Origin of the sequence: Iodobacter fluviatilis (assembly GCF_900451195.1) — a bacterium.
Classification (GTDB): Bacteria; Pseudomonadota; Gammaproteobacteria; order Burkholderiales; family Chitinibacteraceae; genus Iodobacter; species Iodobacter fluviatilis.
The window spans coordinates 1,147,330-1,172,826 of sequence record NZ_UGHR01000001.1; the positions used below are offsets into that span (position 1 = coordinate 1,147,330).

At 45.9% G+C, this 25,497-nt stretch carries 27 protein-coding genes, 2 tRNA genes and 1 pseudogene; 22 read left to right on the plus strand and 8 right to left on the minus strand.

Going from position 1 to position 25,497, the window contains the following annotated elements; genetic code table 11:
* Nucleotides 1–49: 49 nt before the first annotated feature.
* Nucleotides 50–1,225: a UbiH/UbiF family hydroxylase gene (locus DYD62_RS05105; RefSeq protein WP_115226358.1), complete on the plus strand. Its 1,176-nt coding sequence runs from the start codon at nucleotides 50–52 to the stop codon at nucleotides 1,223–1,225.
* A 13-nt stretch (nucleotides 1,226–1,238) separates the two neighbouring features.
* Nucleotides 1,239–1,961, plus strand: coding sequence for a DsbC family protein (locus DYD62_RS05110; RefSeq protein WP_115228211.1), 723 nt, complete (start codon nucleotides 1,239–1,241; stop codon nucleotides 1,959–1,961).
* Between the two features lie 55 nt (nucleotides 1,962–2,016).
* Here DYD62_RS05110 and DYD62_RS05115 read toward each other — a convergent pair whose 3' ends face one another.
* The 5 genes from DYD62_RS05115 to DYD62_RS23940 all read right to left on the minus strand — a co-directional run bounded on the left by DYD62_RS05115 (nucleotide 2,017) and on the right by DYD62_RS23940 (nucleotide 6,218).
* Nucleotides 2,017–2,760: a PEP-CTERM sorting domain-containing protein gene (locus DYD62_RS05115; protein ID WP_115226359.1), complete on the minus strand. Its 744-nt coding sequence runs from the start codon at nucleotides 2,758–2,760 to the stop codon at nucleotides 2,017–2,019.
* A gap of 272 nt (nucleotides 2,761–3,032) precedes the next feature.
* The gene (locus DYD62_RS05120; RefSeq protein ID WP_115226360.1) at nucleotides 3,033–3,815 is read right to left on the minus strand and encodes a DUF3025 domain-containing protein; all 783 of its coding nucleotides are present in this window, start codon (nucleotides 3,813–3,815) and stop codon (nucleotides 3,033–3,035) included.
* Between the two features lie 372 nt (nucleotides 3,816–4,187).
* Nucleotides 4,188–4,685 carry a thiol peroxidase gene (gene tpx, locus DYD62_RS05125; RefSeq protein ID WP_115226361.1) on the minus strand — a complete coding sequence of 166 codons (498 nt, stop codon included), beginning with the start codon at nucleotides 4,683–4,685 and terminating at the stop codon, nucleotides 4,188–4,190.
* A 161-nt stretch (nucleotides 4,686–4,846) separates the two neighbouring features.
* Nucleotides 4,847–5,428 (minus strand): thiol peroxidase, encoded by a 582-nt coding sequence (tpx, locus tag DYD62_RS05130; protein ID WP_115226362.1) that lies wholly within the window; start codon nucleotides 5,426–5,428, stop codon nucleotides 4,847–4,849.
* A gap of 76 nt (nucleotides 5,429–5,504) precedes the next feature.
* Nucleotides 5,505–6,218: a DUF3426 domain-containing protein gene (locus tag DYD62_RS23940; protein ID WP_132038687.1), complete on the minus strand. Its 714-nt coding sequence runs from the start codon at nucleotides 6,216–6,218 to the stop codon at nucleotides 5,505–5,507.
* Nucleotides 6,219–6,236: 18 nt separating this feature from the next.
* Between DYD62_RS23940 and DYD62_RS23945 the strand changes: the two genes are divergently transcribed.
* Nucleotides 6,237–6,914, plus strand: coding sequence for a hypothetical protein (locus DYD62_RS23945; RefSeq protein WP_233702950.1), 678 nt, complete (start codon nucleotides 6,237–6,239; stop codon nucleotides 6,912–6,914).
* Nucleotides 6,915–6,953: 39 nt separating this feature from the next.
* On the opposite strand, the pseudogene DYD62_RS24210 reads toward DYD62_RS23945, so the two are convergent.
* Both DYD62_RS24210 and prmA read right to left on the minus strand, forming a co-directional pair.
* A pseudogene (locus tag DYD62_RS24210) lies at nucleotides 6,954–7,058 on the minus strand (MJ0042-type zinc finger domain-containing protein); the annotation flags it as partial.
* A gap of 5 nt (nucleotides 7,059–7,063) precedes the next feature.
* Nucleotides 7,064–7,951: a 50S ribosomal protein L11 methyltransferase gene (prmA, locus tag DYD62_RS05150; RefSeq protein WP_115226364.1), complete on the minus strand. Its 888-nt coding sequence runs from the start codon at nucleotides 7,949–7,951 to the stop codon at nucleotides 7,064–7,066.
* A 279-nt stretch (nucleotides 7,952–8,230) separates the two neighbouring features.
* Here prmA and DYD62_RS05155 point away from each other — a divergent pair, with 279 nt between their 5' ends.
* From DYD62_RS05155 to DYD62_RS05195, 9 genes are all read left to right on the plus strand, one after another.
* Nucleotides 8,231–8,683: a bacteriohemerythrin gene (locus DYD62_RS05155; protein ID WP_115226365.1), complete on the plus strand. Its 453-nt coding sequence runs from the start codon at nucleotides 8,231–8,233 to the stop codon at nucleotides 8,681–8,683.
* A 327-nt stretch (nucleotides 8,684–9,010) separates the two neighbouring features.
* A complete protein-coding gene (gene yajC / locus DYD62_RS05160) occupies nucleotides 9,011–9,280 on the plus strand; it encodes a preprotein translocase subunit YajC (protein ID WP_444542810.1) in 270 nt (89 codons plus the stop codon).
* A gap of 66 nt (nucleotides 9,281–9,346) precedes the next feature.
* Nucleotides 9,347–11,158: a protein translocase subunit SecD gene (gene secD / locus DYD62_RS05165; protein WP_115226366.1), complete on the plus strand. Its 1,812-nt coding sequence runs from the start codon at nucleotides 9,347–9,349 to the stop codon at nucleotides 11,156–11,158.
* Nucleotides 11,159–11,173: 15 nt separating this feature from the next.
* Nucleotides 11,174–12,109 (plus strand): protein translocase subunit SecF, encoded by a 936-nt coding sequence (gene secF / locus DYD62_RS05170; protein WP_115228213.1) that lies wholly within the window; start codon nucleotides 11,174–11,176, stop codon nucleotides 12,107–12,109.
* A 161-nt stretch (nucleotides 12,110–12,270) separates the two neighbouring features.
* The gene (locus tag DYD62_RS05175; RefSeq protein WP_099399830.1) at nucleotides 12,271–12,912 is read left to right on the plus strand and encodes a DedA family protein; all 642 of its coding nucleotides are present in this window, start codon (nucleotides 12,271–12,273) and stop codon (nucleotides 12,910–12,912) included.
* A gap of 151 nt (nucleotides 12,913–13,063) precedes the next feature.
* Entirely contained in the window at nucleotides 13,064–13,960 is an 897-nt protein-coding gene (gene bioC / locus DYD62_RS05180) for a malonyl-ACP O-methyltransferase BioC (RefSeq protein ID WP_115226367.1), read from the plus strand.
* The gene (bioD, locus tag DYD62_RS05185; RefSeq protein WP_115226368.1) at nucleotides 13,957–14,667 is read left to right on the plus strand and encodes a dethiobiotin synthase; all 711 of its coding nucleotides are present in this window, start codon (nucleotides 13,957–13,959) and stop codon (nucleotides 14,665–14,667) included. Before bioC ends, bioD begins: the two co-directional genes overlap by 4 nt.
* Before the next feature lie 13 nt (nucleotides 14,668–14,680).
* Entirely contained in the window at nucleotides 14,681–15,250 is a 570-nt protein-coding gene (locus DYD62_RS05190) for an SCO family protein (protein ID WP_115226369.1), read from the plus strand.
* 20 nt (nucleotides 15,251–15,270) lie between these two features.
* Nucleotides 15,271–16,026, plus strand: coding sequence for a flagellar brake protein (locus DYD62_RS05195; protein WP_115226370.1), 756 nt, complete (start codon nucleotides 15,271–15,273; stop codon nucleotides 16,024–16,026).
* Nucleotides 16,027–16,075: 49 nt separating this feature from the next.
* Here the strand turns inward: DYD62_RS05195 and DYD62_RS05200 are convergent, their stop codons facing one another.
* On the minus strand, nucleotides 16,076–16,966 hold the full coding sequence (locus tag DYD62_RS05200; RefSeq protein WP_115226371.1) for an NAD-dependent epimerase/dehydratase family protein: 891 nt from the start codon (nucleotides 16,964–16,966) through the stop codon (nucleotides 16,076–16,078).
* Nucleotides 16,967–16,977: 11 nt separating this feature from the next.
* On the opposite strand from DYD62_RS05200, the gene DYD62_RS05205 reads away from it, so the two are divergent.
* The 10 genes from DYD62_RS05205 (at nucleotide 16,978) to DYD62_RS05250 (ending at nucleotide 25,371) form a co-directional block, all read left to right on the plus strand.
* Nucleotides 16,978–18,000 carry a CDP-6-deoxy-delta-3,4-glucoseen reductase gene (locus tag DYD62_RS05205; protein ID WP_115226372.1) on the plus strand — a complete coding sequence of 341 codons (1,023 nt, stop codon included), beginning with the start codon at nucleotides 16,978–16,980 and terminating at the stop codon, nucleotides 17,998–18,000.
* A 52-nt stretch (nucleotides 18,001–18,052) separates the two neighbouring features.
* A tRNA-Thr gene (locus DYD62_RS05210) sits at nucleotides 18,053–18,128 on the plus strand.
* Between the two features lie 60 nt (nucleotides 18,129–18,188).
* Nucleotides 18,189–18,264: transfer RNA gene (locus DYD62_RS05215), tRNA-Thr, on the plus strand.
* A gap of 436 nt (nucleotides 18,265–18,700) precedes the next feature.
* The gene (locus tag DYD62_RS05220) at nucleotides 18,701–19,822 is read left to right on the plus strand and encodes a hypothetical protein (RefSeq protein ID WP_115226373.1); all 1,122 of its coding nucleotides are present in this window, start codon (nucleotides 18,701–18,703) and stop codon (nucleotides 19,820–19,822) included.
* A 12-nt stretch (nucleotides 19,823–19,834) separates the two neighbouring features.
* A complete protein-coding gene (locus tag DYD62_RS05225; RefSeq protein WP_115226374.1) occupies nucleotides 19,835–20,134 on the plus strand; it encodes a hypothetical protein in 300 nt (99 codons plus the stop codon).
* Nucleotides 20,118–20,705: a FlhC family transcriptional regulator gene (locus DYD62_RS05230; protein ID WP_115226375.1), complete on the plus strand. Its 588-nt coding sequence runs from the start codon at nucleotides 20,118–20,120 to the stop codon at nucleotides 20,703–20,705. The genes DYD62_RS05225 and DYD62_RS05230 overlap by 17 nt, the downstream gene beginning before the upstream one ends.
* Nucleotides 20,706–20,817: 112 nt before the next feature.
* A complete protein-coding gene (locus DYD62_RS05235) occupies nucleotides 20,818–22,407 on the plus strand; it encodes a TraI domain-containing protein (protein WP_115226376.1) in 1,590 nt (529 codons plus the stop codon).
* A complete protein-coding gene (traD, locus tag DYD62_RS05240) occupies nucleotides 22,394–24,229 on the plus strand; it encodes a conjugative transfer system coupling protein TraD (RefSeq protein WP_115226377.1) in 1,836 nt (611 codons plus the stop codon). Before DYD62_RS05235 ends, traD begins: the two co-directional genes overlap by 14 nt.
* Before the next feature lie 12 nt (nucleotides 24,230–24,241).
* Nucleotides 24,242–24,748: a hypothetical protein gene (locus tag DYD62_RS05245; RefSeq protein WP_115226378.1), complete on the plus strand. Its 507-nt coding sequence runs from the start codon at nucleotides 24,242–24,244 to the stop codon at nucleotides 24,746–24,748.
* Nucleotides 24,736–25,371 (plus strand): IncC plasmid conjugative DNA transfer DtrJ family protein, encoded by a 636-nt coding sequence (locus DYD62_RS05250; protein WP_115226379.1) that lies wholly within the window; start codon nucleotides 24,736–24,738, stop codon nucleotides 25,369–25,371. The genes DYD62_RS05245 and DYD62_RS05250 overlap by 13 nt, the downstream gene beginning before the upstream one ends.
* Nucleotides 25,372–25,497 lie beyond the last annotated feature (126 nt).

Below are 25,497 nucleotides of genomic sequence, written 5' to 3' on the forward strand. Positions count from 1 at the left end.
AGCGTTTTGCGGGTTCCCAAAGCGTAAAGCGGCCTGATAAACTCCCCCCATGGAAAATTTTGACGCAGATGTCATCATCGTCGGTGGCGGTTTGGTAGGGAGCGCTTTAGCTTTGGCGCTGAAAGAAACCAGCCTCTCGGTTTTATTGATCGAAGGCCGCCAGCCTGTCTTTGAATGGCCGCAAGATTCTTGGGATCAGCGTATTTACGCCATCAGCCGTGCCAGCCGAAACATGTTGCAGCGTATCGGCGCATGGCAACGTATGGATGCAAACCGCCTGCAGGCCACATCCGCCATGAAGATTTTTGGTGATGCTCAAGGTGCGGCGCTGCAATTTAATGCACTTGAAGCTGGCGTCGATGAGCTGGCTTTTATGCTGGAAAATCGTGAACTGCAAAAAGCGCTGTGGCGGGGAGTGCAAGCCGTGCCGCAGATACAGATTTTGTCACCTGCAAGCCCAGTCAGGCTCACGACCGATCAGTCTGGTGCAACACTGCAGCTTGCAGATGGCCGGCAATTGCGCGCGCGTTTAGTGGTGGGGGCCGATGGTGCCAATTCTTGGGTGCGCAGCCAGCTGGCTATTGAGCCGCAAGTCATGCCTTATCAGCAGTTTGGTGTGGTTGCTAATTTTGAAATTGAAAAACCGCATCTGGGCGTGGCAAAGCAATGGTTTATGCCGGATGGCATTTTGGCTTGGCTGCCGCTGGCGGGCAATCGCATGTCGATGGTGTGGTCTTGTAATGAAGAAAAACGTGCAGAGCTGATGGCGTTTTCACCAGAGCAATTGTGTGAGCACGTTGCCGCAGCAGGGGGGCATCAATCAGGTGCATTGCAGCTGATTACGCCACCTGCCGCATTTCCTTTGCGATTAAATCACTTACCCGAAACAGTAAAAGATAAAGTCGTGCTGATTGGCGATGCTGCGCATACTGTTCATCCATTAGCAGGGCAGGGTGTGAATTTAGGTTTTGGTGATGTGATTGAACTGGCTGCATTATTAGCCAGTGCGCCATTGAACCAAATTGGCGATTATTTACTCTTACGTCGTTATGAGCGCAGCCGGCGTGAGGCGGTTTATACCATGCAAGGCGTGTGCCATGGCTTGCAAAAATTATTTAATAATTCAAACCCCCTGTTAAAAAACTTGAGAAATCTCGGCTTGGGGGCCACTAATCAATTACCATGGCTTAAAAGACAATTAATCCGCCATGCCATGGATGCCTGAGGTTGTTATGATTATGAAATCGATTTCCCGTATTTTGATTGCAGCTGGTTTTATCGCGCTGACCGCTTGTTCTGCATCTGCTGATAATTCAATTAGTCAGCTTAAACAGAAACTGGCAAAGCAATTACCGGGCCGTGAAATTACCTCAATTAATACCACGCCGATGAAAGGCATTTATGAAGTGGTGATTGGCAAGCGTCAAATTGTGTATACCGACGCTAAGGGCGAATATATTTTAGCGGGTGATATGATTGATCTGGCTAAAAAATCCAGCCTGACTGAACAGCGTTCTGCTGAATTACAAAAAACGGATTTCAGTAAATTGCCGCTGGAGCAGGCATTTAAAGAAGTGCGTGGTAATGGCTCGCGTGTACTGGCCGTGTTTTCTGACCCGGATTGTCCATATTGCAAGCGCTTAGAGCGTGAAAGCTTAAATGGCATTACCAATGTCACTATTTATACTTTCCTGATGCCTTTAAGTATTCACCCTGATGCAGAACGTAAATCCAAAGTGATCTGGTGTGCTGCCGATAAGCAAGCCGCTTGGAGCAATCTGATGCTCAAAGATCAAATGGCCGAAGGCACAGGTGATTGCGAAAACCCGGTTGAAAAGAATATGAAACTGGCCGAAAGCCTTGGAATCAGCGGTACACCCGCTCTGATTTTTAAATCAGGGCAGATTGTATCGGGTGCCATTCCTAAAGAGCAGATTGAGCAATTGCTTGCTGCCAAGTAATGAATAAGCAATAAAAAAGCTAGGCTTTAAGCCTAGCTTTTTATTGGAGGGCGGATTATTTTTTAAGCTGATAATGGCGCCGGGCAAGCAAAGTCATGAGGCCCAGCCCCATCAGTGCATAGGTTTCGGGCTCAGGAATCGGCTCAGGTATATAGCTCATATTGTCTAAAATAATGCCATCGCCAAAAATACTGCCCACTTGAAACATCTCAATGCTTGTGATATCCGAATAGGATACAGAGACTATATCGTAAAAATCTTCTCCTGTTCCCGTGCCATACTTGGTTTCACTGCCAAGTAAATGTTTGTTTTCATCATAAGCGTTGATGGTAAAGCCATTTTCGCCCAAATCTAAAACACCAATGCTGAAATCGGATATTCCATATTTAAAATAGACAGAGATTGGGTTATTGGCATCCCACTGATAACCTTGACTGCTAACTATACCCAGAGCACCAGAAGAGCCCGGTTTCGCGAAATTTTCTGCAAAGCGGGCCTCAGAGAATCTTAACCCTGAATAAAATGAGTCAACAAGTTCGTCTGCGCTGCCCGTATCAAAGTCAATAGTATTGGCTTGTGCCCCAAAAGAAAGTGAGAGCAGAAGGGCTGAGGCAAATAAAAATGAGCGCATTGCGGGCAATTCTCCGGCGTTAAAACAATTGTGCAAGGATTGATGCAAAGTAAACATGAATGAGAAATGCCAGGTCTTTTGTGTTTTATATTTCAGGCAAAGCCTGTTTTTTAGCGGGCAATTAATATGGTTATAAATAATTGTTTGCCCGGCGCGGCCAGAGATCATACCCTGATCCAGACTATGGTGATAAATATTGATTAAAAGATGTTGCAGATAGGTTTTTAATTATATATTTAATCGTTTTCTAATATTTGCTTCCACCGTTTAATTTTATGCGCTTGAATGAGGCACTTGGTCCAAGTGCAAATCTAGCCAGATTTGATTAAATTTTGATGAAAATAACTAGGGTTAAATAAATATTTCTTACGAATGCCCGCTGAAAAAATATGCAAAATTATTTTTTATTAAAAACGCACTGCATTTAATATACTGGGCATCTATTTTTTTGTAATACTTTTTCTTGGTGGCCTGAAATAGTTTGTATTTGCATAAAATACTTCATCCTGCGCCGGCCACCAGTGTGGGATTCCCAAATATGGGAGAGGGGGAAGCTGGCGGGGTTTTTTTAATTGCTCACTGTCAAGAAATTGTGCCAGTTTTTTATCCAGCCATGCGCATTGTTCTGTGATTTCTTTTTCAAAAAAATCAGCACTGACTTTAATTGGCCAGCATTTTCCGGTTAATCCTAAAAAAGGATTGAGCAGGTTTTCATAATTGGCATGGCCAAAGCAAATTGCATTTATTTTTACACTCCATTCTGTACGGTGCGTGTGAAATAAATGGTGCCACTGATGGTCAATTAATAGCTGCAATAGTGCATCGTCGCAATAGGGCAGGATCAGCCCGCATTCGTCAAACAAAGTGGCTGCATCGCGAATTGCGCCGCGTGGGCCATCCGGGCTGAAATGCCTCATATGCAGTGCGGTAATGGCTGCTTTGCTTTGAGGGAAAACGCCCCAGACCAGTGCATTAAAGCAATCATGCCAGTTGTCGGCACGGGTTGCCACACAGCCATTTTTGGCGATTTCTACTTCGTAATAATCACTGATGATTTCAGGGGCTACAAAGCGAATGGGCAATCCTTGCTGATTACAGGCAAGCGAGTCGGTGGCATCCCAATCTGCGTGATTGGGAAAGCGTTTAAATTGCCTGATCTGCTTAAGTAAGGGAGCGAAGGGCGCTTGCTGATCAAAAAATGAAAGTGGCCAAGTAGAAGTCATTGCATGCTATTGCAGAAAATGAGGGGATTATAAGCACAGATGGCTGATTCAGGTTATTTTTGATTGTTTCGATATTATTTATTTTTAATTTGAAAAATTTATATCATAAAAAATACAAAATATCTGTATGTACTCGCCGGTTTCAAATTGAGCTTATGCAGGTATTGATAATTGAATCAGAATAGCCGGAGCGGTGTGAAAAGTAGGCCGATGTGGCATTTCACCGATAAGCAAGATTTTAGCTCGCGTGATCATTGAGCTCTGAATCGGTATTGATCAAAACACAAAGCCGCATAGAGCGGCTTTGTGTTTTTTAGCAGGCAAAGTCTGGCTAATGCGCTGCTTATTAAATGGCGTTTATCTGATTGCGGCTTATAAAACAGCCAGTGCAGCAGCGTAATTGGGTTCTTCTTTAATTTCAGAAACTAATTCTGCATGCAATACCTGATTGTTTTCATCGAGCACTACAACGGCACGGGCAGATACGCCCGCTAATGGGCCACTGACAATTTCAACACCGTAGTGGCTTAAGAATTCACGGCCACGCATGGTCGATAAGCTGATCACGTTTTCTAGGCCTTCGGCACCGCAGAAACGGCTTTGCGCAAAGGGCAAATCAGCAGAAATGCACAGGACAACGGCGTTTTCTAAGCTTGAGGCCGTTTCGTTAAAACGACGGACTGATGCTGCACACACGCCAGTATCGACACTAGGAAAAATATTCAAAATTTTTCTTTTGCCCGCAAAAGTGGCCAGTGTGGCATCGGACAAATCTTTTGCAACTAGGCTAAAGTCTTGAGCTTTATCGCCAGCTTTAGGGAAAGTACCTTTGATTTCGATGGCGTTGCCGCCAAGAGTCACTGCAGACATAAATAATCTCCGTTATGTGGCTATTCATTTTTTAAGTACGATAACAATTATCTATTGTTACGGCGCCTGAAGGCAAGCGTAAAGCAAACAGGGCATATCTATGAATGCCCCTGGAAAAGAAGGTTCCGGTTTTTTTTGTCAAAGATGAAGGTTTTCAACGATCAGCTGTTGGGTTCGTAGCGCTCAAGCTTGGCAATTTGCTCTGCATCGTCAATGATGGGTTCTGATTCTTCTTCAACAGGCGGGAATAAGCATTCTGCCATTGCACCGTAATCGGGCTCGAAGCTTAAATCAGACACTAGCTCGCTATACATCACAATATCGTAAGCATTTAAGCCAATCAGTGCTGTTGCCATAAAGCCGGAGAGTGGGATATCTGTGATCATTACCCCATAGTCTTTGTGAAAATCCCGGCCGCGCAGCGTGCACAGTAGCTGAACGCGGCGAAAGCGTTCTTGTTCTATCACACGGCTTAAGGCATAGGGCGTATCAACAGAAATCACCAGGATGACACAGTCTGGCCAGTCTGCAGATAAACGATCCAGCTGGCGGGCAATGATCAGGCCAATTTCGCTATCAATACTTGGAATGACGGCAATAATTTTAGGTTTGCCAGCAAAGCGTGAGAGCGGCACATCGATCATGCCGGAATCAACTAATAAAAAGCTGTGAGCATATTCGCCAACAACTGGGAACTGGCCCCCGACATTAATTTCAGTATGGTTTAAGTAAACAGTGGCCATGACCGATCCCGCCTGTTTTATTGAATTTTACAGATTAGTTTTAAATGCAATGTCCCGCTATCGATACAAGACAAAGCTAGGGATAAAACCAATAAATGGAGTAAGCCGTTGAATGCAACTCGCCTAAATCGATTTGCAGGAAAGCCCGTAAATCATCTTGCGCGTCAAATTTCAGCCTGTTTTTATCATGGCTGCTCAGGTATTCGGCGGGCTTAAATACTTTCTTAAGGACGATTTTTTCCTGATCGTCGGTCAGAGTTACTTCAAGCATGGGCAAAGCCTGCTCGTACTGAGCAAGATTACGCAAAGTAGCATTAAGCTGAATGATGTTTGGAAACTCGGGCACATAACTAAGCTCAGACCATTCGGAACGCAGCATTTCTGCGTTTTCAGGCAAGGGCATGCTGCAGCCTATAGCCTGGCAGGCCGCAATTAGCTTAGGGCGCATCCATGGGAATTCCATCGATATATTTGTGCGCTGCTGGTAAGCAAGTTGTGCCGCAAAGCTGAAAATCAGAATCAGGCAGGCTACAATCCATACGCCTTGCCAGCGCGATCGTACAGGCTGCACATCAAGCAGTGTTTCATCTACTTCGGTGTAGATCGGCCGGTAGCTGTGATGAGCATCTGGTTCTGCCAAGTGTTCAGTCTTATTTTCAGGCTCTGGCTCTGCGTCGATGAGAAATTCCGTGGGCGCAAAAGGCTCTTCGGCCGGCTTGGAATTACTTTTCACTGCTAAGCCCATCGCCGCAAAATCAACCACAGGCTCTGTGGCAGGTGTGTCTGGCACGATACGCTTAGGCCGGGCATGCTCTGCTGGCTGAGGCTGAGGCTGAGGCTGAGGCTGAGGCTGAGGCTGAGGCTGAGGCTGAGGCTGAGGCTGAGGCTGAGGCTGAGGCTGAGGCTGAGGCTGAGGCTGAGGCTGAGGCTGAGGCTGAGGCTGAGGCTGAGGCTGAGGCTGAGGCTGAGGCTGAGGCTGAGGCTGAGGCTGAGGCTGAGGCTGAGGCTGAGGCTGAGGCTGAGGCTGAGGCTGAGGCTGAGGCTGAGGCTGAGGCTGAGGCTGAGGCTGAGGCTGAGGCTGAGGCTGAGGCTGAGGCTGAGGCTGAGGCTGAGGGCTGAGGCTGAGGCTGAGGCTGAGGCTGAGGCTGAGGCTGAGGCTGAGGCTGAGGCTGAGGCTGAGGCTGAGGCTGAGGCTGAGGCTGAGGCTGAGGCTGAGGCTGAGGCTGAGGCTGAGGCTGAGGCTGAGGCTGAGGCTGAGGCTGAGGCTGAGGCTGAGGCTGAGGCTGAGGCTGAGGCTGAGGCTGAGGCTGAGGCTGAGGCTGAGGCTGAGGCTGAGGCTGAGGCTGAGGGGCTGAGGCTCAAGGCTGAGCTGAGGCTTGGCCGGGGCCTTGGGGCTGACCGGCGTTTCGGTGGTCTCAGGCGCTGGTTTAGCAGGCTCGGCAACAGGCGCAGGCGTTGTTGTCGTTTCTGTGGCTACAATGGCTGATTCTGTTTCGCTTTCCAGGCACTCAGTGGCATTAAAAACAAAGGCGCAGCGCCCACAGCGAACCTTGCCGCGGTGGGCTTGCAGCTGCGCTTCCGTTACACGAAAAGCGGTTTGGCAGTTTGGGCAACGGGTAATATCGTTCATGCGGTTTATTTACGAATACCTGATAAGCAGACCCAGCCGTCTTCGGTTTGCGGCGTGTTCATGGCAAACCATTGGCTGTAAATTGCGATCACATCGTCAGCCTGCTCGGCCAGAATGCCGGATAAAGCAATGCGACCATTGATTTTTACTTTAGCAGCCAGCATTGGCGCTAAGGCCTTGAGCGGATTAGTTAGAATATTGGCAATCACGACATCGTAGCTGTCAACCGGCTCTGCATCTGGAAGGTAAAAGGCGACTTCAACTGCATTTTGTTCTGCGTTTTGTCGTGATGCGGTCATGGCTTGTGGGTCAATATCCACACCAGCAGCCGAGGCAGCACCAAGCTTAATCCCGGCAATCGCTAAAATCCCCGATCCACAGCCGTAATCGAGCAATTTCTCGCCGCCTGCCAGATTGCTGTCCAGCCATTTCAGGCAAAGACGCGTCGTTGGGTGGCTGCCCGTACCAAAAGCTAGGCCCGGGTCAAGCTGAATGCTGATCGCACCAGCATCAGGACATTCATGCCAGGTTGGGGTGATCCAGAGGCGATCAGAAATAGGAATGGGGTTAAATTGTGATTGGGTGAGGCGTACCCAGTCTTGTTCTTCCACACGCACCACATCGTAAGGTGGGATGGCTAGTTTCAGCGTATTACTGGCTGCGGTGACAATCAGGCTGGTGTCGATATCTTCATCAAAAAGTGCGAGGACCACGCTGTTTTCCCACATCTGATCGACGGGCTCGCCTGGCTCACCAAAGATGGGTTTTTCTGCATCTGTGCCCGCAGCTGCATCTTCAACACTCACGGACAAAGCGCCCAGATCAAAAAGTGCGTCGGAAAAGCGTTCTGCTTGGGATGATTCAGTGGTGATGCGTAGTTCTTGCCAGGGCATTTTTTCTTACCTAATAGGAGTTCTCTGCCGTATTGTCGCATTCCAGCCTTCTTTTGAGAACGCTTTTGCGGTTTCTGGTGATTTTATCGTTATTTATTTTGCCTGATTAGCCGGTATTTATGCTGGGGATGTCAGTATTTCTAGCTTGAAACTTAAAAAAATCCGTGTGCAATCTTGTTCAGGCTTTCCCTGGGCTTATGCAAAAATTGATATGGCTCAATATTTGGAGGGCATTTTGTCTGCAAGATTCTTCTTAAATAAAATAGGGAGAAACACGAAATGGCCGTCTTTTTTGAATGGAGTGATGAGCTGTCAGTAGGTATTCAGGAAATTGATGAGCAGCATAAAGTGCTGATTGATTTGCTGAATGAGTTGCACGATGCGATTCGTCTGCATCATGGCAGTGAGGCTTCAGGGCATATTCTGGGCAGGTTGGCAGATTACACGCGGACTCATTTTACTGTGGAAGAAAGCCTGATGCGTATTTTGGGGTATCCCGATTACGATGCACATAAGCAACATCATGAAGATTTAATAAAGCAAATGAATGATTTACAAGCGCGCTTACTGGGAGGGGAGGCGATTACTTTTGAGCTGATGCATTTCCTCAGAAACTGGCTGACTCATCACATTATTGAAGGCGATAAGCGCTATACCGAACATTTTTTATCCCGAGGTGCTCAAGCGAGCTGGCATAAAAAAAGTTGGTTGGAGCGTTTCTGGGCAAAGTAAAAAATCGTGGCCTGCCTGAGCTTTGGCAGGATCAGGAGCGCCAGAATCAAGTCAAAACGAGCCCTGTCTTAGGAAGACAGGCGGCCTGATCCTCGCGGGTGATTAAAGTTCCGTATTTTTTTCAAAAAAGCTGCGGCCTACTAGGCAGGGAGCAAAGCTAGGCGCATTTAAGTCGCTTTGATGACTCAAGGCAAAAAAGCCGGGTAGATTTTGTGTGGTTCAGCGGCTAGAATGGGCCGCTTTGCTTTATTGACACGGAATCGACCCGATATGCTTATTGCACCCGCGTTTGCCCAAGGTGCCGCACCGGCGCCAGGAATGGACTTTATGTCTTTTCTTCCAATGATCGTGATTTTTGTTTTGTTCTACTTTATGTTGATTCGTCCACAACAAAAACGCGCTAAAGAACAACAAGCCATGCTGGCTGCTCTGGCTAAAGGCGATGAAGTTGTAACCAGCGGCGGTATGGTTGGCCGTATCACCAAGGTGAATGAGCAGTATGTCACTCTTGAGTTAGCCGATGGCGTAGAAATCCTGTTCCAACGTTCTGCTGTTGCGGCTCGTTTGGAAAAAGGCACTATTAAAAATAACAAGTAAAGCCAATCAGGCGGCCGTGGTTGTATCAACAACCCGGCCGCCTTTTGTGCATTTCTGGGTCCTGCCATGAATCGCTACCCGATTTGGAAATACCTATTAATTATTCTGACCGTTGCTCTGGCCGCGCTCTACACCCTGCCTAATCTGTTTGGTGAAAGCCCTGCAGTCCAAATTGCCAGCGTTCGCGCTACGGTGAAGGTGGATGCTGCGCTACAGCAAAATGCTGAAGCTATTTTAAAGAGCGGCGGTGTCAAAATTGAAGATGCGCTTCTTGATGTCAATTCAGTGAAGTTTCGTTTTAAAGACACTGATGTTCAGCTTAAGGCCAAAGATCTGTTACAAGCCAAGCTGGGCGACGATTACAGCGTGGCTTTAAATCTTTTATCAGATACCCCATCTTGGCTGACTCGAATTGGCGCGAAGCCAATGTCGCTGGGCCTGGATTTGCGCGGTGGTGTGCACTTCCTGCTTGAAGTGGATATGAAAGCGGCCGTAGATAAGGCGCTGGAAAAAACCGCAGGCGATGTTCGTCGTGAATTAAAAGAAAAGAAAATTCGCTACGGCCGGATTGTTGCAACCCGCGATAGCGTTGAAGTGCAGCTGCGTGATGAGGAAACCACACAGGCCGCTGCCAAGGCCTTGCGTCAGGTTCTGCAACAGCGCCAGATTGATATTCGCGATAACAAAATTGTGATTTCTTATTCTGTTGCTGCATTGCAGCAGCTGAAAAACGATGCTGTAAAGCAAAACATCACCACCTTGCATAATCGTGTGAACGAGCTGGGGGTGGCCGAGCCCGTTATTCAGCAGCAGGGCGAAGGCCGTATCGTGGTGCAATTGCCAGGCGTGCAAGATACTTCAAAGGCAAAAGATATTCTGGGCCGTACTGCTACGCTGGAAGTGCGTATGGTGGAAGACGATCAGGCTAAAATGTCTGAAGCACTGAATGGCAATGTACCTGCCGGCTTTGAGCTATTGAGTGAGCGCGGCAATGATGGCCAGAATCGTCCTATCCTGCTGAAAAAAGAAGTTGAGCTGACTGGCGATAATATCAATGACGCACAAGCGGGCTTTGATGATCAGAACTCAGCAGCGGTGCATATCAACTTGGATTCAACCGGTGCTGCCATCTTTAAAACGCTGACTAAAGAAAGTATTGGTAAGCGTATGGCCATGGTGCTGGTTGAAAAAGGCAAGGGCGAAGTGGTGACTGCCCCTGTGATTCGCTCTGAAATTGGCGGTGGCCGGGTGCAGATTTCCGGCTCGATGGGTGTTGCAGAAGCCAACGATACTGCGCTGCTCTTACGCGCTGGCTCATTGGCAGCGCCTATGAATATCGTTGAAGAACGCACCATTGGCCCAAGCCTAGGTAAAGACAATATCAGCAAGGGTTTCCACTCAACTCTTTACGGTTTCCTTGCGATTGCCGTGTTTATGATGGTTTATTACCGTGTATTTGGTGTGGTATCGGCCATTTCACTGGCGGGGAATTTATTATTCTTGCTGGCGATGTTGTCTTTGCTGGGCGTGACTTTAACGCTGCCGGGTATTGCGGCGATTGCGCTTACCTTGGGCATGGCGATTGACTCGAATGTGTTGATTAATGAGCGGATTCGTGAAGAGCTGCGCCTAGGGATGACGCCTCAGGCTGCCATCAGCAATGGTTATGAACATGCTTTTGCTACGATTCTGGATTCTAACGTCACGACCCTGATTGCTGGCCTTGCCCTGCTGATTTTTGGTTCGGGTGCTGTACGTGGCTTTGCATGGGTACATTGCATCGGGATCTTAACGTCGATGTATAGTGCGGTGTTTGTTTCCCGCGGCATCATTAACCTCATTTATGGCGGCCGTCGTGTTTCGACGCTGGCTGTGTAAGGGTGCATCGCTATGATTGAATTTTTTCATGTAAAGCGTGATATTCCGTTTATGAGCTACGGTAAGCTCACAACGGCAATTTCGCTGGCAACCTTTGTTTTGGCGGTCGTGTTCCTCGTGATGAAAGGCCTGAATTTGGGCGTGGAATTTACGGGTGGCACGGTAATGGAGCTGCGCTACGCACAATCGGTAGACTTAAATCAGATTCGCGAAAAAGTGGACGGATTAAAGTATGGCGAAGCTCAGGTTCAGTCTTTGGGTACTACGCGCGATGTGATGGTGCGCCTGCCTAATATCAAAACTAAAACCAGTGCACAGTTATCTAATGAAGTGCTGAATTTACTTAAAACGGATCGCGCTGATGTTGAGCTGCGTAAAGTTGAGTTTATTGGCCCTTCAGTAGGCAGCGAGCTGGTTTCTCACGGTGCAACGGCGATTTTGCTGGTTTGTCTTGGCATTATTGCTTACCTAGCCGTTCGTTTTGAGTGGCGGTTTGCGGTATCGGCCGTGATCGCGAATATGCACGATGTGATCATTATTTTGGGCTGCTTCGCACTCTTTCAGTGGGAGTTCACCTTAACCGTGCTGGCGGGTATTCTGGCCGTGCTGGGCTATTCGGTGAATGAATCTGTGGTGGTGTTTGACCGGATTCGTGAGAACTTCCGCAAGCCTAATCTGCGCGGCAAAACAGTGCCGGAAGTGATTGATAATGCCATTACCGCAACGATCAGCCGTACGATCATTACCCACGGCTCTACCGAATGCATGGTTTTATCCATGCTGATTTTCGGTGGCGCGGCGTTGCATGGTTTTGCAATGGCGCTGACTATTGGTATTGTGTTTGGTATCTATTCATCGGTTCTCGTGGCATCCCCTCTTTTACTGATGCTGGGTGTTACTCGTGAAAACATGATTAAGCCCGTCAGAATTAAAGAAGAAGCGGTGGTTTAAAGTTTTATCCTGTGTTTAATCTTACGCCGACGAGTTTTTCGTCGGCGTTTTTATGTTAAGCCAGCCATCGCAAAATAATCCCCCTCCCGGGTAAATCGCCCGGACATGCCATTCGGCGATGATTCATATCCCGGGTGTTTTTGCCTCCAAGGAGAGCAGGTATGGAATTCAATCCAGTTGATGTTTTTTTGCATTTAGATGTCTATCTGGCCCAGATTATTGCCCAATATGGCAGCTGGGTTTATGCACTATTATTTGCCGTTATTTTTGTAGAAACCGGTGTGGTGGTGATGCCTTTTCTGCCGGGTGATTCGCTCTTGTTTGTTGCAGGGATGCTGGCCGGTGGCGGGCATATGAATCTGTATGTGCTGATGGGCTTGTTATTTACTGCGGCGGTATTAGGGGATGCCGTGAATTACACTATCGGCCGTTATTTCGGGCATAAACTGTTTGCCAATAAAGATTCAAAAATATTTCGCCAGGATTACTTGCAAAAGACCCATGCTTTTTATGAAAAGCATGGTGGTAAAACAATCATTCTGGCGCGCTTTGTGCCGATTGTGCGTACCTTTGCACCCTTTGTGGCCGGTATGGCGGAAATGAGCTACCACCGTTTTTTAATGTTCAATTTTATTGGCGCAGCGGTTTGGGTGGTTTCCCTGCTTTACGCCGGTTATTTCTTGGGCGGTATTCCGTTTATTGCCAAAAATATCGGCTCTATTGCCATTGCCCTGGTTTTAATTCCGGCCATGCCGGTGGTGATTGAATTTTTTAAAATGAAATTTGCTAAAAAAGAAGCGTAAGCATGCCAGATGTGGGTGTTTTACACGCCTGTTTCGCTGCTGATGCAGATCAGCTTGTAAGCGAGTGGTGTTTGCATCCTAGTTTAAGCCGGATGGTTCTGATGTTATTCGGTGTTATTTGATATCGCTGTAAACGTGTTACAAGGACTCAATGAGTAAATCCTTTCATACCGAAAAAGCGGCCATGCGGGCCGCTTTTGATAAAGCAGCAACAAGCTACGATGCCGCCGCTGTTTTACAGCGCGAAGTAGCGGACCGTATGTTTGAGCGTTTGGATTACATCAAGGTTAATCCCGTGATGGTATTAGATGCAGGCTGCGGTACGGGCTATTGTGCGCCGCAATTGCAAAATCTGTATAAAGAAGCCCGGCTGATCGAGCTGGATTTAGCGCCGGGCATGTTGCAAGTGGCCAGAGCCAAAGAGGGTGGTGGCATTAAAAAGCTCTGGGCCAGCTTGCGTGGCCAGGGCGCGGCTTATCTGTGTGCAGATATTGAATCGCTGCCGCTTGCGGATGAATCGGTTGATGTGATTTGGTCCAGCCTGACCCTGCAATGGTGTAATGAGCCGGATGCCGCATTCGCAGAATTCACCCGCGTTTTAAAGCCCGGTGGCTTGCTGATGTTTTCTACCCTTGGCCCGGATACGCTGAAAGAGCTGCGCGCATCTTTTGCTGCGGTGGATGATAAAGAGCATGTGAACCGCTTTATCGATATGCACGATCTGGGCGATGCTTTGGTTAAAAATGGCCTGAGCACGCCTGTGATGGATATGGAATACCTCACCATGACTTACGATAGTGCCAAGGCCATCATGCAGGATTTAAAAGATATCGGCGCACATAATGTGGCAGAAGGGCGCTCACGGGGCATGTTGGGCAAAGCAGCATGGCAAAAGATTGTGGCGAAATACGAGACATTCAGGCGAGATGGTCTGTTGCCGTGTACCTACGAAGTGGTTTACGGTCATGCATGGAAGCCGCTAACTCAGCCTGCCAAAAAGAATGCAGATGGCAGCCAGATTATTGAATTCAGGCCAAGGCAAGCATGAGCGGGCAAATGTATTTTGTGACCGGCACCGATACTGACGTCGGTAAAACCATCGCCACGGCCCAGCTTTTGCGTGCTTTTGTGGCGGGTGGCCAATTGGCAGTGGGCATGAAGCCGGTGGCGGCAGGCTGCGAGTGGCGCAATGGCCAGCTTTGGAATAGCGATGTGGCTGCGCATGCCGCAGCATCGAATATCGCAGCCCCCGCGCATCTGGCCTGCCCCTATTTGTTTGAAGCCCCTGTTTCGCCCCATTTGGCGGCTAAAGATGCTGCTCAGGTTTTAGATTTGGATTTGATGGTGAGCGCCGCAAATGCGCTGCAGGCGCTGGCGGATGTGGTGCTGGTAGAAGGCGCGGGCGGCTGGTTTTCGCCTTTATCAGAGGACGCATCCATGGCCGATTTAGCGACACGTTTACAAGCACCGGTGATTTTGGTGGTTGGTATGCGTTTGGGATGTTTAAATCACGCCATGCTGAGCGCTAAAGCTATTTTAGCTGCGGGTTTGCCATTAGCAGGGTGGATTGCTAATCAGCCTGATTCAGTGATGCCACGCTATGCCGAGAATGTGCAATATTTGCAAACGCATTTGCCTGCCCCTTTACTGGCTGAAATCGCTTATAGCCCGCAGGCCCTGGATCAGGCCTTACCTGCTCAATCAATAGCGGCACTTGCTTGTAGAGCGGGTGCAAAGCACACTATAAATAATTGAAAGGATCATGCTGATGTTTAAGGCTCTATGGTGTGTTTTATGTCTGGTTTTTTTGACTTCTTGTTCTAAACCTCAGTTTCAGGGTAGTGATATTAGTGGTAGTACTTTGGGGGGCGAGTTTACTTTAAGTGATCATTCGGGTAAAACGCGCTCTTTAGCCGATTTTAAAGATAAAATCGTCGTGTTGTTTTTTGGATATACTCATTGCCCTGATGTTTGCCCGACCACAATGATTGAATTAAAAAATGCAATGCAGCAATTGGGTAAAAAAGCAGATCAGGTGCAGGTTTTGTTTGTTTCTGTTGATCCGGAGAGAGACACAAAAGAAGTATTAAGTCAGTATGTACCCGCTTTTGATTCAAGGTTTTTAGGTTTATACGGTACGCCGGAACAATTAGCTGAGATCGCTGGCCGTTATAAAATCATTTATCAAAAGCAAGTGAGCGGCAGTGGCGATTACACCGTGGATCATAGTGCTGGCAGTTATTTGCTGGATAAAAACGGCAAGCCGCGTGTAATGGTAAGCTATGGTGCGGGTGCAGGTGTCTTTGTGCATGATTTAACACTTTTGCTTAATGAATAATTAATGAAGGCGAGAAATCCGTGGGTGAAAGCGAGCAAGTAAGTCCGATTCCGGATGGTGAAGATATTGAGGCTTATCGGATCACTGCCCCGATGGAGATTGGCGCAGTGCTGCGCACGCTGGCGCAGCGTGGAACATTTATTACTATCTATGTGAATGAAGGCAGGGAGCTGATTTTATCCCGTATTCTTGAAGTGGATATTAAAGGTAAAACCTTTATTTTTGATGTGGGCGGTCACGCCGAAACCAATCAGGTTTTACTTAATTCTGCCCGCTCTCTCGTGCTGGCCATCCCTGATGGCGTAAAAATACAATTTGCTGTGGGTATTGTGCGTAATTGCAAATACGAAGGTGGCCCCGCTTTAACTGCTGCTTTTCCTGCAGATTTAATCAAGCTGCAACGCCGCGAATATTACCGGCTGCCTACACCTGTTGCACGGCCTTATCGCTGTCAGATGACTTTTGCAAATGGTGCGCGGGAGTGGGTTAATTTGCATGATGTTTCCTTAGGTGGTATTGGTGCATGGGTGCCTGATGAGCTGAAGCCTTTAATTGAAAGGGGAAATGTTTATAATGAAGTCCCTTTTGATTTTGGCCCTGCCGGAATTCTGAAACTTAATTTTGAAGTACGCTCTTTACGGCAGTTGGAGCAAAGGCCTGGCCAATTTGCATGGATGATGGGCTGTCAGTTTGTTAATTTGCCAAGACAAACTGAAGCGAATATTCAAAGATTAATGGCGCAGCTTGAAGCCGAAAGAAAAGCGTTAACCGGATAATGTCCGGGCTTTAAATAAACAAAGAGGCGAAATAAATCGCCCCTTTTTTTTATTTCTGCTGCAAAAATTGCTCAGTTGCGGGCCATTTTAATTGCAGTCTGAGCTCTTTCTTTAAGCGGGTATTTTTCAGCCGTCTTGATTCATTTAAAAACGACATTAAGCTGGCAGATAATACAGCCGGGGCTTCCTCGTGTTTAATACGCGGCGGGTGGGGCTGGCCAATAAAATCGGCAACCTGATCAAAATAATCACCCATTTTATGCGGCTGATCATCTGCCACATTAATGGCGCGTAATGGTTTGCCGCGAAACAGAGCAATACTCACCGCGCGTGCTAAATCATCGGCGTGGATATGATTAGACCAGCTGTCTTCCTCTCTGATCAGTGCCGGTGTGGCCTGCATAATGCGCTGCACGGGTAAGCGCTCTTTAGCGTAAATCCCCGGGGCGCGCAAAATGGCCAGCTTGATTTTTTGTGATCTGGCCCATGCTTTTAAGCAGCTTTCAGCCGCTACCCGGCGAATCGCTCTGGCTGATTGTGCAGAGAGGGGCCGGGTTTCTGCCACCCATTCACCCTTGCAATCTCCATAAACGCCACTGGTGCTGATGTAGGCAAGGTGACGAGGTGTTAGAATCGCTGACTTATCAAAGCCTGTGTAGCGCTCCATTTTGGCAATAAAGCGCTTGCAGCGCACATCATCTGCACCATCTCCTGCTGGCGGCGCACTGTAAACCACCCAGCGGGCAAGGCCGGATAAGCGCTTAAGGCTGGCTGAATGGTCTAAGTCGCACAGTACAGGAATGACCCCAAGCTCACGCAGCTTGGCTGCCGCTTCAGCGCTTCGCGCCGTGGCATAGACTTTAAAACGTTGAGTTAACCAAGGCAGGGCGCGGATGAGTACATCGCCGCACCCTATAATAAGTAATCGATTTTTTCGCATAGCGGATCGCAATGAGCAAGCAACTTACTATTCTACCAAGTGGCCAGCAAATCGCCATGAATGATAATGAAACTATTTTAGACGCGGCCATGCGCGGCGGCTTTAATATGGCTTACGGCTGCAAAAATGGCGCATGTGGCTCGTGTAAAGGCAAAGTGATTACCGGCGAAGTGACTCACGGCGATCATGCGGAAAGCGCTTTATCCACAATGGAACGTGAAAACGGCTACGCACTATTTTGCTGTGCCAGTACCGATGCAGACATCACGATTGAATGCAAAGAAGTGACTGCCAGCAAAGATATTCAGATTAAAACCCTGCCATGTCGTGTGCAAACCATCGATAAAGTCTCGCACGATGTGGCCGTGTTATCACTTAAGCTGCCAAGTAGCGAAAAGTTGGCCTTTTTAGCCGGGCAATATATTGATATCCACACTAAAAACGGTAAGAAACGCTCGTTCTCAATTGCGAATGCACCGCACGATGCTGAATACCTGCAATTGCATATTCGCCATGTAGCAGGCGGCGAGTTTTCTGATTACGTATGGAATACCATGAAAGAGCGCGAAATCATGCGCTTTACCGGCCCTTTGGGCTCGTTCTTTTTACGTGAAGACAGCGATAAGCCGATTCTGCTGATCGCAACCGGTACAGGCTTTGCGCCGATTAAGGGTATTCTGGAACACGCTTTTAAAAATGGCATTCAGCGCGAAATCGTTCTGTACTGGGGCGCACGCACTCTGGCTGATATTTATATGCCTGAGCTGCCGTCCGAATGGCAGCAAACGCACTCTAACTTCACCTTTATTCCTGTTTTGTCTGAGCCAAGCGATGCGGATGTATGGAATGGCCGTACCGGGCTGGTGCATGAGGCGGTGATGAATGACTTTGCTAACCTTGAAGGCTATCAAGTTTATGCCTGCGGTGCGCCCGTGATGGTGGAGGCGGCGTACACGCATTGTGTTTCACGCGGTTTGCCAAACGATGAATTTTTCTCTGATGCCTTCTTTACTTCCAAGGACTTAGCGAAATAGTTAGGATTAAGGCTTGCCTTAATCAGCCTGATGAATTATTCTGCGTGCCGTTGCCGATGTAGCTCAGTTGGTAGAGCACCTGACTTGTAATCAGGGGGTCGCGAGTTCGATTCCTGCCGTCGGCACCAGAAAATATTTAAGGGTGAGCTTAGCTTATCTGGCAGCACAGTTTGTTTGTAAAGTTTTACGCCGATGTAGCTCAGTTGGTAGAGCACCTGACTTGTAATCAGGGGGTCGCGAGTTCGATTCCTGCCGTCGGCACCAATTTTTGACCTGGAACGTGTTGCACGTTCCAGGTTAAATATCTAGTTAGCCTCATGATTTTTCCTCAGCAGTAAATCCCAAAAAACACGACCTGTTAAGCATGTGCCCTAGAAGCTAAGGCCATGCTTTTTCGCTTGCGTAGCATTCTAATGAGAATTTTATCTTTAGGGTGATTTCTTCGCGATACGCAAAGTACAGACGAAAAAAAACCTCACGGCAAATGAGGTTTTTTTTCAAAACAGGGTGCGCCAAATTTCTTAGCGGAGATTGCGCACCGGTACTCCTAACAACTGCGGAAATTGTACATCGGCGATGCAATTTCCGCAAGGTATATTTGCGTGAATAATTCATGTAATCAACGTATTGCGCCGCCGATCGCGCACGATTTTCGCTCGCCGAAAAAGTCGTCCTCTTTTCAAAAAGAGGGGGTGTGTCAATGAGCACTAACCCCTCCATTCGCGACATTAGCGTCGCCCTTTCTACTCATGCCGTTAATCAGGGCTATGCTCGCCCTGGCAACCTAATTCTGCTCATTTTAGAGCTGGAACACTGGTTTGAGGTCATGAGCAAGAAAGGGAAAAAAACGTTCTATAAATTTTTAGAACCATCTCCAAAGCATCGCCTGTACAAAGAGGGTCAGAGCATGTGTGAGGCGCTTCATCTGTCTGCTAAAACTGTCAGGGCTTCATTTGACAGTGTTGGCTCACGTTATGAAAGTGCGACCGCATTTTTTGCTGAAGCTGAACCTTTTAAAGGCAAACTGTATGCCTCGTACTATGACAGAAAACGTAATTTAATGATCTGGGTGCGTAATTCGGAGTTGATTCAAAGTGTTGTAAGTCGTTTTTTTCCCGGCTACAAAGCCAGCAATCAAGCCAAAAAAGTCCGCTCTACAACAGCAAAAACTCCCGTTCCCTTATCTGTACAGGATGTTGGTAATTCTAAAACCAAACCACAGGGTGATAACCAGCTTGGTGTGGATAACTCTACCCCTACTGGTGCAGCTTCTCAGGTTGTTAAGCCTATGGATGCTTCGGATCAAATCGCTGGTGCTTCAAATGAAAATGCATCCAGCCAGGTATTTGAAGCAGATAGCGCCAAAGTTAAAACTAAAAAAATTGGTGCTGAATTTCTAAATTTAATTGCAAAACTGCTCCCTAATAGTCAATGCCGGACTATTGAAATATTGATGAGGCAATGTCAAAAAACGTATCAACCTGACGTTGCTCGAATATTTCTTCAAAAATTAAGCATAAAACAAATCGCCAAGCCTATTGCGTACTTCAATGCGCTAGTCAAAAACGCAAATAATGGTAAATTGAATGTGCCAGATTATTTCTGGAAAGATGATGATGCACCATTTGCTTCATTTTCATCTTCGGAGCATCGCGTAAAAAATGATGCTGTAGTGGGGGAGAATCTAAACTCGCCTTCACGAATGACTGGCCTTCAGTATGTGACCCAAAATTTACCTGTTCCAACGTTAAATGATGACTTGGTTAATTCATTACCTGCGTATATGAAATTATTGCTTAATAAGAATTTGATAGCTAATTAGGGAGCTATAGAAATGAATGAAATTACATCTGTGAGTTTGAAACACGAAAAAATAAGAAAAAATCTTAATTATCGTATTTTAATGCAAATTCGCGACGAAATGATTCGTGATCCTGCTCTGGCAATGGCGGAGTATGGAATTCATCCCGCAGATGTTGATTTATTGCGCGATGGTGATGTGGAAGATCTAAAGGCTATTGCCGATCGCATGACATCACCCATTTTTAAACTAAAACCTATTTCTGCATTGCAACAGGGCTATGGAGTAAATATGGTTGTATTTCATGAGATGAGAGATGCAGAAAATGCCTAAAAACTCCTGGATTGAAGTCATAGATGAAAAGCATCGGCTTGAATATCTGGCAACTTCATTCTCAGCATTAGGAGCTCGTTCTGAAATTCTCGAAGTTATTTTTCCAACAATGCATTTGAAACAGCGCATTCGTTTAGCGCCAAATTATAAAAAAATGGGGCCACGGCCTAAAACGACATCCGGTGAATATTTTTTTAGATCGGTAAAGCACGTTATTGAGTTTTCTTTTTGTTTATCAGAGTACCGCCGATTAGAGTCTGCTGGTTTTGATTTATCAGAATCAATGCATGCAACCATGCGCTTATATTTAGGAATTTGTAATATAGCCGGGATTGAGCCCCGTGTTTGTATAAATACACTTTGGGAGTTAATTACTCACGTCAATACGAACCATGTAATGGAGGTTGTTTGTTCTAAGAAAAATTGCGGACGGCTATATATCCTGCCCTCGTTTGGATTTAGGAGCACCTATGTGTGCCCTATATGCAATGGCTCAATGGCTAGATGGATGGCAAAAAGCAAAAGTCTAACAGGCATCAAAAAAACAAGAAAAGTTAATAGGCCAGACTAGGCCTCTTCGTCTTTGTTGCTTAATTGTGTCGTTTTTTTGCAGACTTACGCGCTTTTTTTTTCCTGATTTTATGGTTAGATATATGGGATAAATTTTATAAGTCACTCATCTTATGTTTAAGCTGTTTTCACGACAAAAGCCTACGGACAAAGCAAGTAATGAACCTCAGAAAAACACGCTTAATGTAAATAGGTTGACTCAAGATTTTCAGTACGCTGAGATCGAAAGAAAAATTTTATCTCTACTCAGTATGCCAAACAGTGCTGAGTTGGTTTCCCTGCCGATCCGGCAGCTTGCCTCCTATATTGGCCAGCAGCCATTAACGAGTAATGCTGAGTTCGCGCATCCAGGTGGGATGTTAGAGTTTTGCATGAAAAGTGCTTTTTTCTGTGTGCAGGCCACAGATGGAATTATTTTTTGTGCAGCTGAAACCATGGCCCAAAGACGTAAGCTAGAACCTGTATGGCGTTATGCCGCATTTTTGGCAGGATTGTACCAAGGAGCTTGCTGGCTACTTGATGGAAGGGTGGTACGCGCAGTGGGCCTGCATGATTGGAATATCTACAAGGGACCACTTGCAGAGTGGGAGATGGAGCATGGCACAGCTGTTGCCAGTTGGCCGCACAGTGTAATGACATCCTTTGTTCATACCCGAAAATTATCACCTATCGTTTTTTCACAACTCGTTTCAAAAAATTCCCTTAATTATCTTATTGAAGCGGATGTGCAGATTTTATTTGCATTGAATAATGCGCTCTATGGAAGTAGTGAGCAAACCGTCTTATCTAATCTTCTCAATAAAATCATCACTAAATTAATTGAGCATGACAAATCTCTTTCTCATAATTTTTCAACATCACGGCAGGATATTTATCTTGAACCCAAGATTATTGACAACATTCGATTCCTTATTGAAAGGAATCGATGGAGTGTTGACCTCGGGTTGGGTATCTTAAAGAAAGATAAAAGTTTATTTGTTAATGTTGAATGTATTGATGAATTGATTGAATGTGCATTGATTAATGGGTTTGTGGATATTCCACGTAGCAAAATAACGATTGTTGATACGTTGTTGAAGTGTGGTTTTTTTAGTACGTCAACAGGTGAACATTCTCCATATGAAATGGTGGAATTTAATGGTGTATTGATTAAATCTATCAAAGTGAGAGATCCTGCTAGTTTGTTACCTTTAGACTCATCCTTTAGTGCTCCAGATCCAATTTCTATGCCTAGTGTTTCTCATAAAGGTGGGGCTGCTTTAGCACCAGAAGCACAAATTGATTTATTTAATGCCAATACCCAAAATGAGGAGCTGGAAGAGGTAAATAATCCTGACGAGCCATTTGTTGAAATTCCATTTGCGGATCTGGTTAAAAAATTAGATCAAATTGGTCTTTTGGTTCTTGAAAGCATTGTTGATGACTTACGCCAGTCAAATGAAGATACAAAAAAGCATTTTATTCATACAGGCGATGACATTCAAATTACCCTTGATTTGTTGGGCCAGTATGGAATTGACGCTAAGCGTGTTGCTCAATCGTTAGAAGTCGGAGGCTTTTTTAAAACAGAGGCAGGTAAAGCCACGAAGAAGAAAGTGAAAATCGATGGCAAGTCACTGGATGCTTATACCCTGACGAAGCCAGTGATGCTTTCTATTTTAGGCACATTATCTACTGTTGAGCCTACCAATGGCCCTGAATAACTATAAAACCCCGTGGAGGCCTACTTACGAGGCAACTGCGGCACTTGCTTGGTCAACAACAGGGGTTGGTACGCTCATTGCTGCAAATGCAGCAGGACTACCTCTTGGTACAGCTTCTATTTATGCTGCTTTTGCACTTTCTTTTAGTGGCTTAAGGCTGAAGCAATCATGGGATAGCTGGGAAAAAAAATATACTTTGCAGATTAAAGAGTTGCCCACTGTTAAGTCAGAGCAGCTGCAAGAATGGTGCTTGAAGGTCCCTGATGCAATATGGTTGGGCTATGGGTTTGAATGGCATACAGAGCATTCCCAGCGCTTATATGACTTGATGCGTAGTAAGCCCGAGTACCTGGAAGTCCCTAGCTGGTATAAAAAACTTAGAAAGTCCAATGGCATTATCGATAGTAATCCTATTGGTGCACCATGGATTCATGGCGTTGAAACTGAAGAAGTATCCGTTCGGTTTTCAATTGTTGCCCAAGCTGGGCACACGCTAGTTGTTGGCACAACGGGATCGGGCAAGACTCGGCTTTATGAAACGGTAACAACTCAGGCCATCCATCGTGACGATGTAGTGATTTGCATGGATCCTAAGGGCGATCAAGATTGGGCTGAACGCTTAAGGAAAGAGTGCTTAAGAAAGGGGAAGCCGTTTGTATATATCCATTTGGCGCACCCTGAACTATCCGCCAGGATGGACCCGCTAAAAAACTGGAACAGTAAATCTGAGATTGCTAGTCGTTTGACATCTGTGATTGAAACGATAGGCAGTGGTTCGTCGTTCAGTACTAAATATGGCTGGCAGGTCATGAACGATATTGTGAATGGCCTACTGTTGTTAGGTGAGCGCCCCACAATTAAGAAAATTGCAAAAAATGCCCTGCAACCGCCTATTGAGCTGGTTGCTCGCGTGTTAGAAAAACTACTGAAAGAACATCTGGGTATTTCTGTCTTTGAGCAGGCCTTAGCGGGGAAGAAAACAAAAAACATCCATCGGGGTGAAAAGCTGATCGAGCTGTTTTCAGAGCACATGTCTGATTATGAAGATCCAGATTTAGAATCCTTGATCGCGTCAGCTGGGCATGATCAGAAGCACTACTCTAAGATCATGATTGAAGTTATTCCAATTTTGAAAATGCTGACCTCAGGGGAGGTCGGGGATCTCTTTTCACCTGATGCTGCTGATATTCATGACACGCGAGAAATTTGGGATTGGAACCGGGTAATTAAGCAAAAAGCATGTGTTTACGTGGGCTTGGACATGCTGAGTAATGATGTGATCGGAACCGTTATCGGCACATCGCTCATCGAGGACCTAAAGGCGGCTGCGGGTGTAAGGTATAACTATGATTCCGACCCAATTAAAATTAGTGTATTTGTTGATGAAGCCTCTGAAACTGTTAATAAAGGGTACGTCCAGATTTTAAATAAAACGCGTGGCGCAGGTTTTAATAACACGTTTGCGACACAAACCGTTGCTGATTTTACCGCTAAAATGGGCACGCAAGCGGAGGCCACTCAGTTATTGGGTAATGCCAACAATTTAATTGTACTAAGAACCGTTGACACAGATACATGGGACTTTGTTACCCGCAAATTTGGGATATGTCCCATCGAAATTGAAAACGAAACACAAAATGTTTCTACATCCTCAGAAAAAAATCTAGCTCATTTTGGTGGGGGGATGTCCAAATCAAGAGGTTTTCAAGATATGGATAGAATCCCATCTGAATGCTTAGGGGCTCTTCCGAATCTTCAATATTTTGCAGTTATTGCGGGTGGCACGATAGTTAAAGGTCGTTTGCCGATTATCACTAATTAAGAAATAAAGACAATGAAAAGACCTCAAAATTATCACAATGTAATTCGTAAAGTTAGAACACTTTGGCCAGCTGCAGATCATGCCATTAATAGGCTGCAGTTTGAATTGGGTGATTTTCCTGGTTGTAAATTTAATGACGAACCATTATTTATTCGCTGTCTGGCCAATGCAGCAGATAAATACACTGCTGCAAATCAACCGCAAACAATCGAGGGTATGCGAATTTTTTTACTTGGTTTAGTAGAACTCACATCTGAGGTTGTTCATTGTAAAGCGGCATTTCACATTGGGAATAAGTCATTAAACTGGAGGCCGTTTGTCGAGCCCTATACGGAGTTCCGATCTTTAGTGAAGCAATCTCCTGATTTTATTTTAGAAGATTTTTTGGAAGATCATACCCCTCAGTTTGATGAAATTGTAGTCCATATGATGTGTAGCCGAATTCTTGATATCCCAGGTATGGCTACGTTATATCGTGACTCTGTAATAAAAAAGGCATTATTAAAATGTCTTTCTTAATTCACTTTCGCATCTGGCTACTTATAATCATTGGTGTGATTTTTTATGGGGCTTTTACCCAAAGCCCTGTTGGCGCTATACGTGGAATTCAGTATGAAATTTCTGAATTAAAATCTCACGTCGGTAGCGGATCTAGTGAATGGATTTCTACAAAAGTCGATTCTACATATAAAATTGTGATGACTTCTGAATATGTTCGCGTGGCAATGCGAGATTATATCGTTTCTGATGCTGAAGTAGACCATACGAGAGAAACTGTGGGAGAGGGCATTTCAAAAAGTAATAACTTAATGTCGAAAGTGGTCGCTACATCCGTAATTTTAGGGTATCGGTTTATCTTGCGCTCGTTGGTTTTTTGCTTATGGGCAATACCATTTTCAGTGTTTTTTGTCGGAGTTTTTTTTGATTCAAGGGCGAATAAGTTAATTAGGAGATTTAATTTTAAATTGTCAAATCCTATATTATTTAATGCAGGAGAACATGGCATAATTGCATTGATTGGCTTGTTGGGGGTTTACTTGTGTATTCCCTCGTATATTTCAGCATCAATGGTCCCTTTGTGGTTTGGATTTGCATCATTTTCATCGTTTGTGATGTTGTCTAATTTGCAAATTAACAATTAAATTTTTATTTCTGTTCTGTTCTGTTCTGTTCTGTTCTGTTCTGTTCTGTTCTGTGTAAAGGCCGCTATATGCGGCTGTTTTCTTTAATACTAATTTTTACATTCCTTTGTGGTTAGTGATGAATTA

What these genes read in the sequence shown, in the direction of transcription:
- DYD62_RS05105 (WP_115226358.1), top strand. Translation starts at nt 50, where the DNA reads ATGGAAAATTTTGACGCAGATGTCATCATCGTCGGTGGCGGTTTGGTA.
- DYD62_RS05110 (WP_115228211.1), top strand. Translation starts at nt 1,239, where the DNA reads ATGAAATCGATTTCCCGTATTTTGATTGCAGCTGGTTTTATCGCGCTG.
- DYD62_RS05115 (WP_115226359.1), bottom strand. Translation starts at nt 2,760, where the DNA reads ATGATCTCTGGCCGCGCCGGGCAAACAATTATTTATAACCATATTAAT.
- DYD62_RS05120 (WP_115226360.1), bottom strand. Translation starts at nt 3,815, where the DNA reads ATGACTTCTACTTGGCCACTTTCATTTTTTGATCAGCAAGCGCCCTTC.
- tpx (WP_115226361.1), bottom strand. Translation starts at nt 4,685, where the DNA reads ATGTCTGCAGTGACTCTTGGCGGCAACGCCATCGAAATCAAAGGTACT.
- tpx (WP_115226362.1), bottom strand. Translation starts at nt 5,428, where the DNA reads ATGGCCACTGTTTACTTAAACCATACTGAAATTAATGTCGGGGGCCAG.
- DYD62_RS23945 (WP_233702950.1), top strand. Translation starts at nt 6,237, where the DNA reads ATGCTCTGCTGGCTGAGGCTGAGGCTGAGGCTGAGGCTGAGGCTGAGG.
- prmA (WP_115226364.1), bottom strand. Translation starts at nt 7,951, where the DNA reads ATGCCCTGGCAAGAACTACGCATCACCACTGAATCATCCCAAGCAGAA.
- DYD62_RS05155 (WP_115226365.1), top strand. Translation starts at nt 8,231, where the DNA reads ATGGCCGTCTTTTTTGAATGGAGTGATGAGCTGTCAGTAGGTATTCAG.
- yajC (WP_444542810.1), top strand. Translation starts at nt 9,011, where the DNA reads ATGTCTTTTCTTCCAATGATCGTGATTTTTGTTTTGTTCTACTTTATG.
- secD (WP_115226366.1), top strand. Translation starts at nt 9,347, where the DNA reads ATGAATCGCTACCCGATTTGGAAATACCTATTAATTATTCTGACCGTT.
- DYD62_RS05175 (WP_099399830.1), top strand. Translation starts at nt 12,271, where the DNA reads ATGGAATTCAATCCAGTTGATGTTTTTTTGCATTTAGATGTCTATCTG.
- bioC (WP_115226367.1), top strand. Translation starts at nt 13,064, where the DNA reads ATGAGTAAATCCTTTCATACCGAAAAAGCGGCCATGCGGGCCGCTTTT.
- bioD (WP_115226368.1), top strand. Translation starts at nt 13,957, where the DNA reads ATGAGCGGGCAAATGTATTTTGTGACCGGCACCGATACTGACGTCGGT.
- DYD62_RS05190 (WP_115226369.1), top strand. Translation starts at nt 14,681, where the DNA reads ATGTTTAAGGCTCTATGGTGTGTTTTATGTCTGGTTTTTTTGACTTCT.
- DYD62_RS05200 (WP_115226371.1), bottom strand. Translation starts at nt 16,966, where the DNA reads ATGCGAAAAAATCGATTACTTATTATAGGGTGCGGCGATGTACTCATC.
- DYD62_RS05205 (WP_115226372.1), top strand. Translation starts at nt 16,978, where the DNA reads ATGAGCAAGCAACTTACTATTCTACCAAGTGGCCAGCAAATCGCCATG.
- DYD62_RS05220 (WP_115226373.1), top strand. Translation starts at nt 18,701, where the DNA reads ATGAGCACTAACCCCTCCATTCGCGACATTAGCGTCGCCCTTTCTACT.
- DYD62_RS05225 (WP_115226374.1), top strand. Translation starts at nt 19,835, where the DNA reads ATGAATGAAATTACATCTGTGAGTTTGAAACACGAAAAAATAAGAAAA.
- DYD62_RS05230 (WP_115226375.1), top strand. Translation starts at nt 20,118, where the DNA reads ATGCAGAAAATGCCTAAAAACTCCTGGATTGAAGTCATAGATGAAAAG.
- DYD62_RS05235 (WP_115226376.1), top strand. Translation starts at nt 20,818, where the DNA reads ATGTTTAAGCTGTTTTCACGACAAAAGCCTACGGACAAAGCAAGTAAT.
- traD (WP_115226377.1), top strand. Translation starts at nt 22,394, where the DNA reads ATGGCCCTGAATAACTATAAAACCCCGTGGAGGCCTACTTACGAGGCA.
- DYD62_RS05245 (WP_115226378.1), top strand. Translation starts at nt 24,242, where the DNA reads ATGAAAAGACCTCAAAATTATCACAATGTAATTCGTAAAGTTAGAACA.
- DYD62_RS05250 (WP_115226379.1), top strand. Translation starts at nt 24,736, where the DNA reads ATGTCTTTCTTAATTCACTTTCGCATCTGGCTACTTATAATCATTGGT.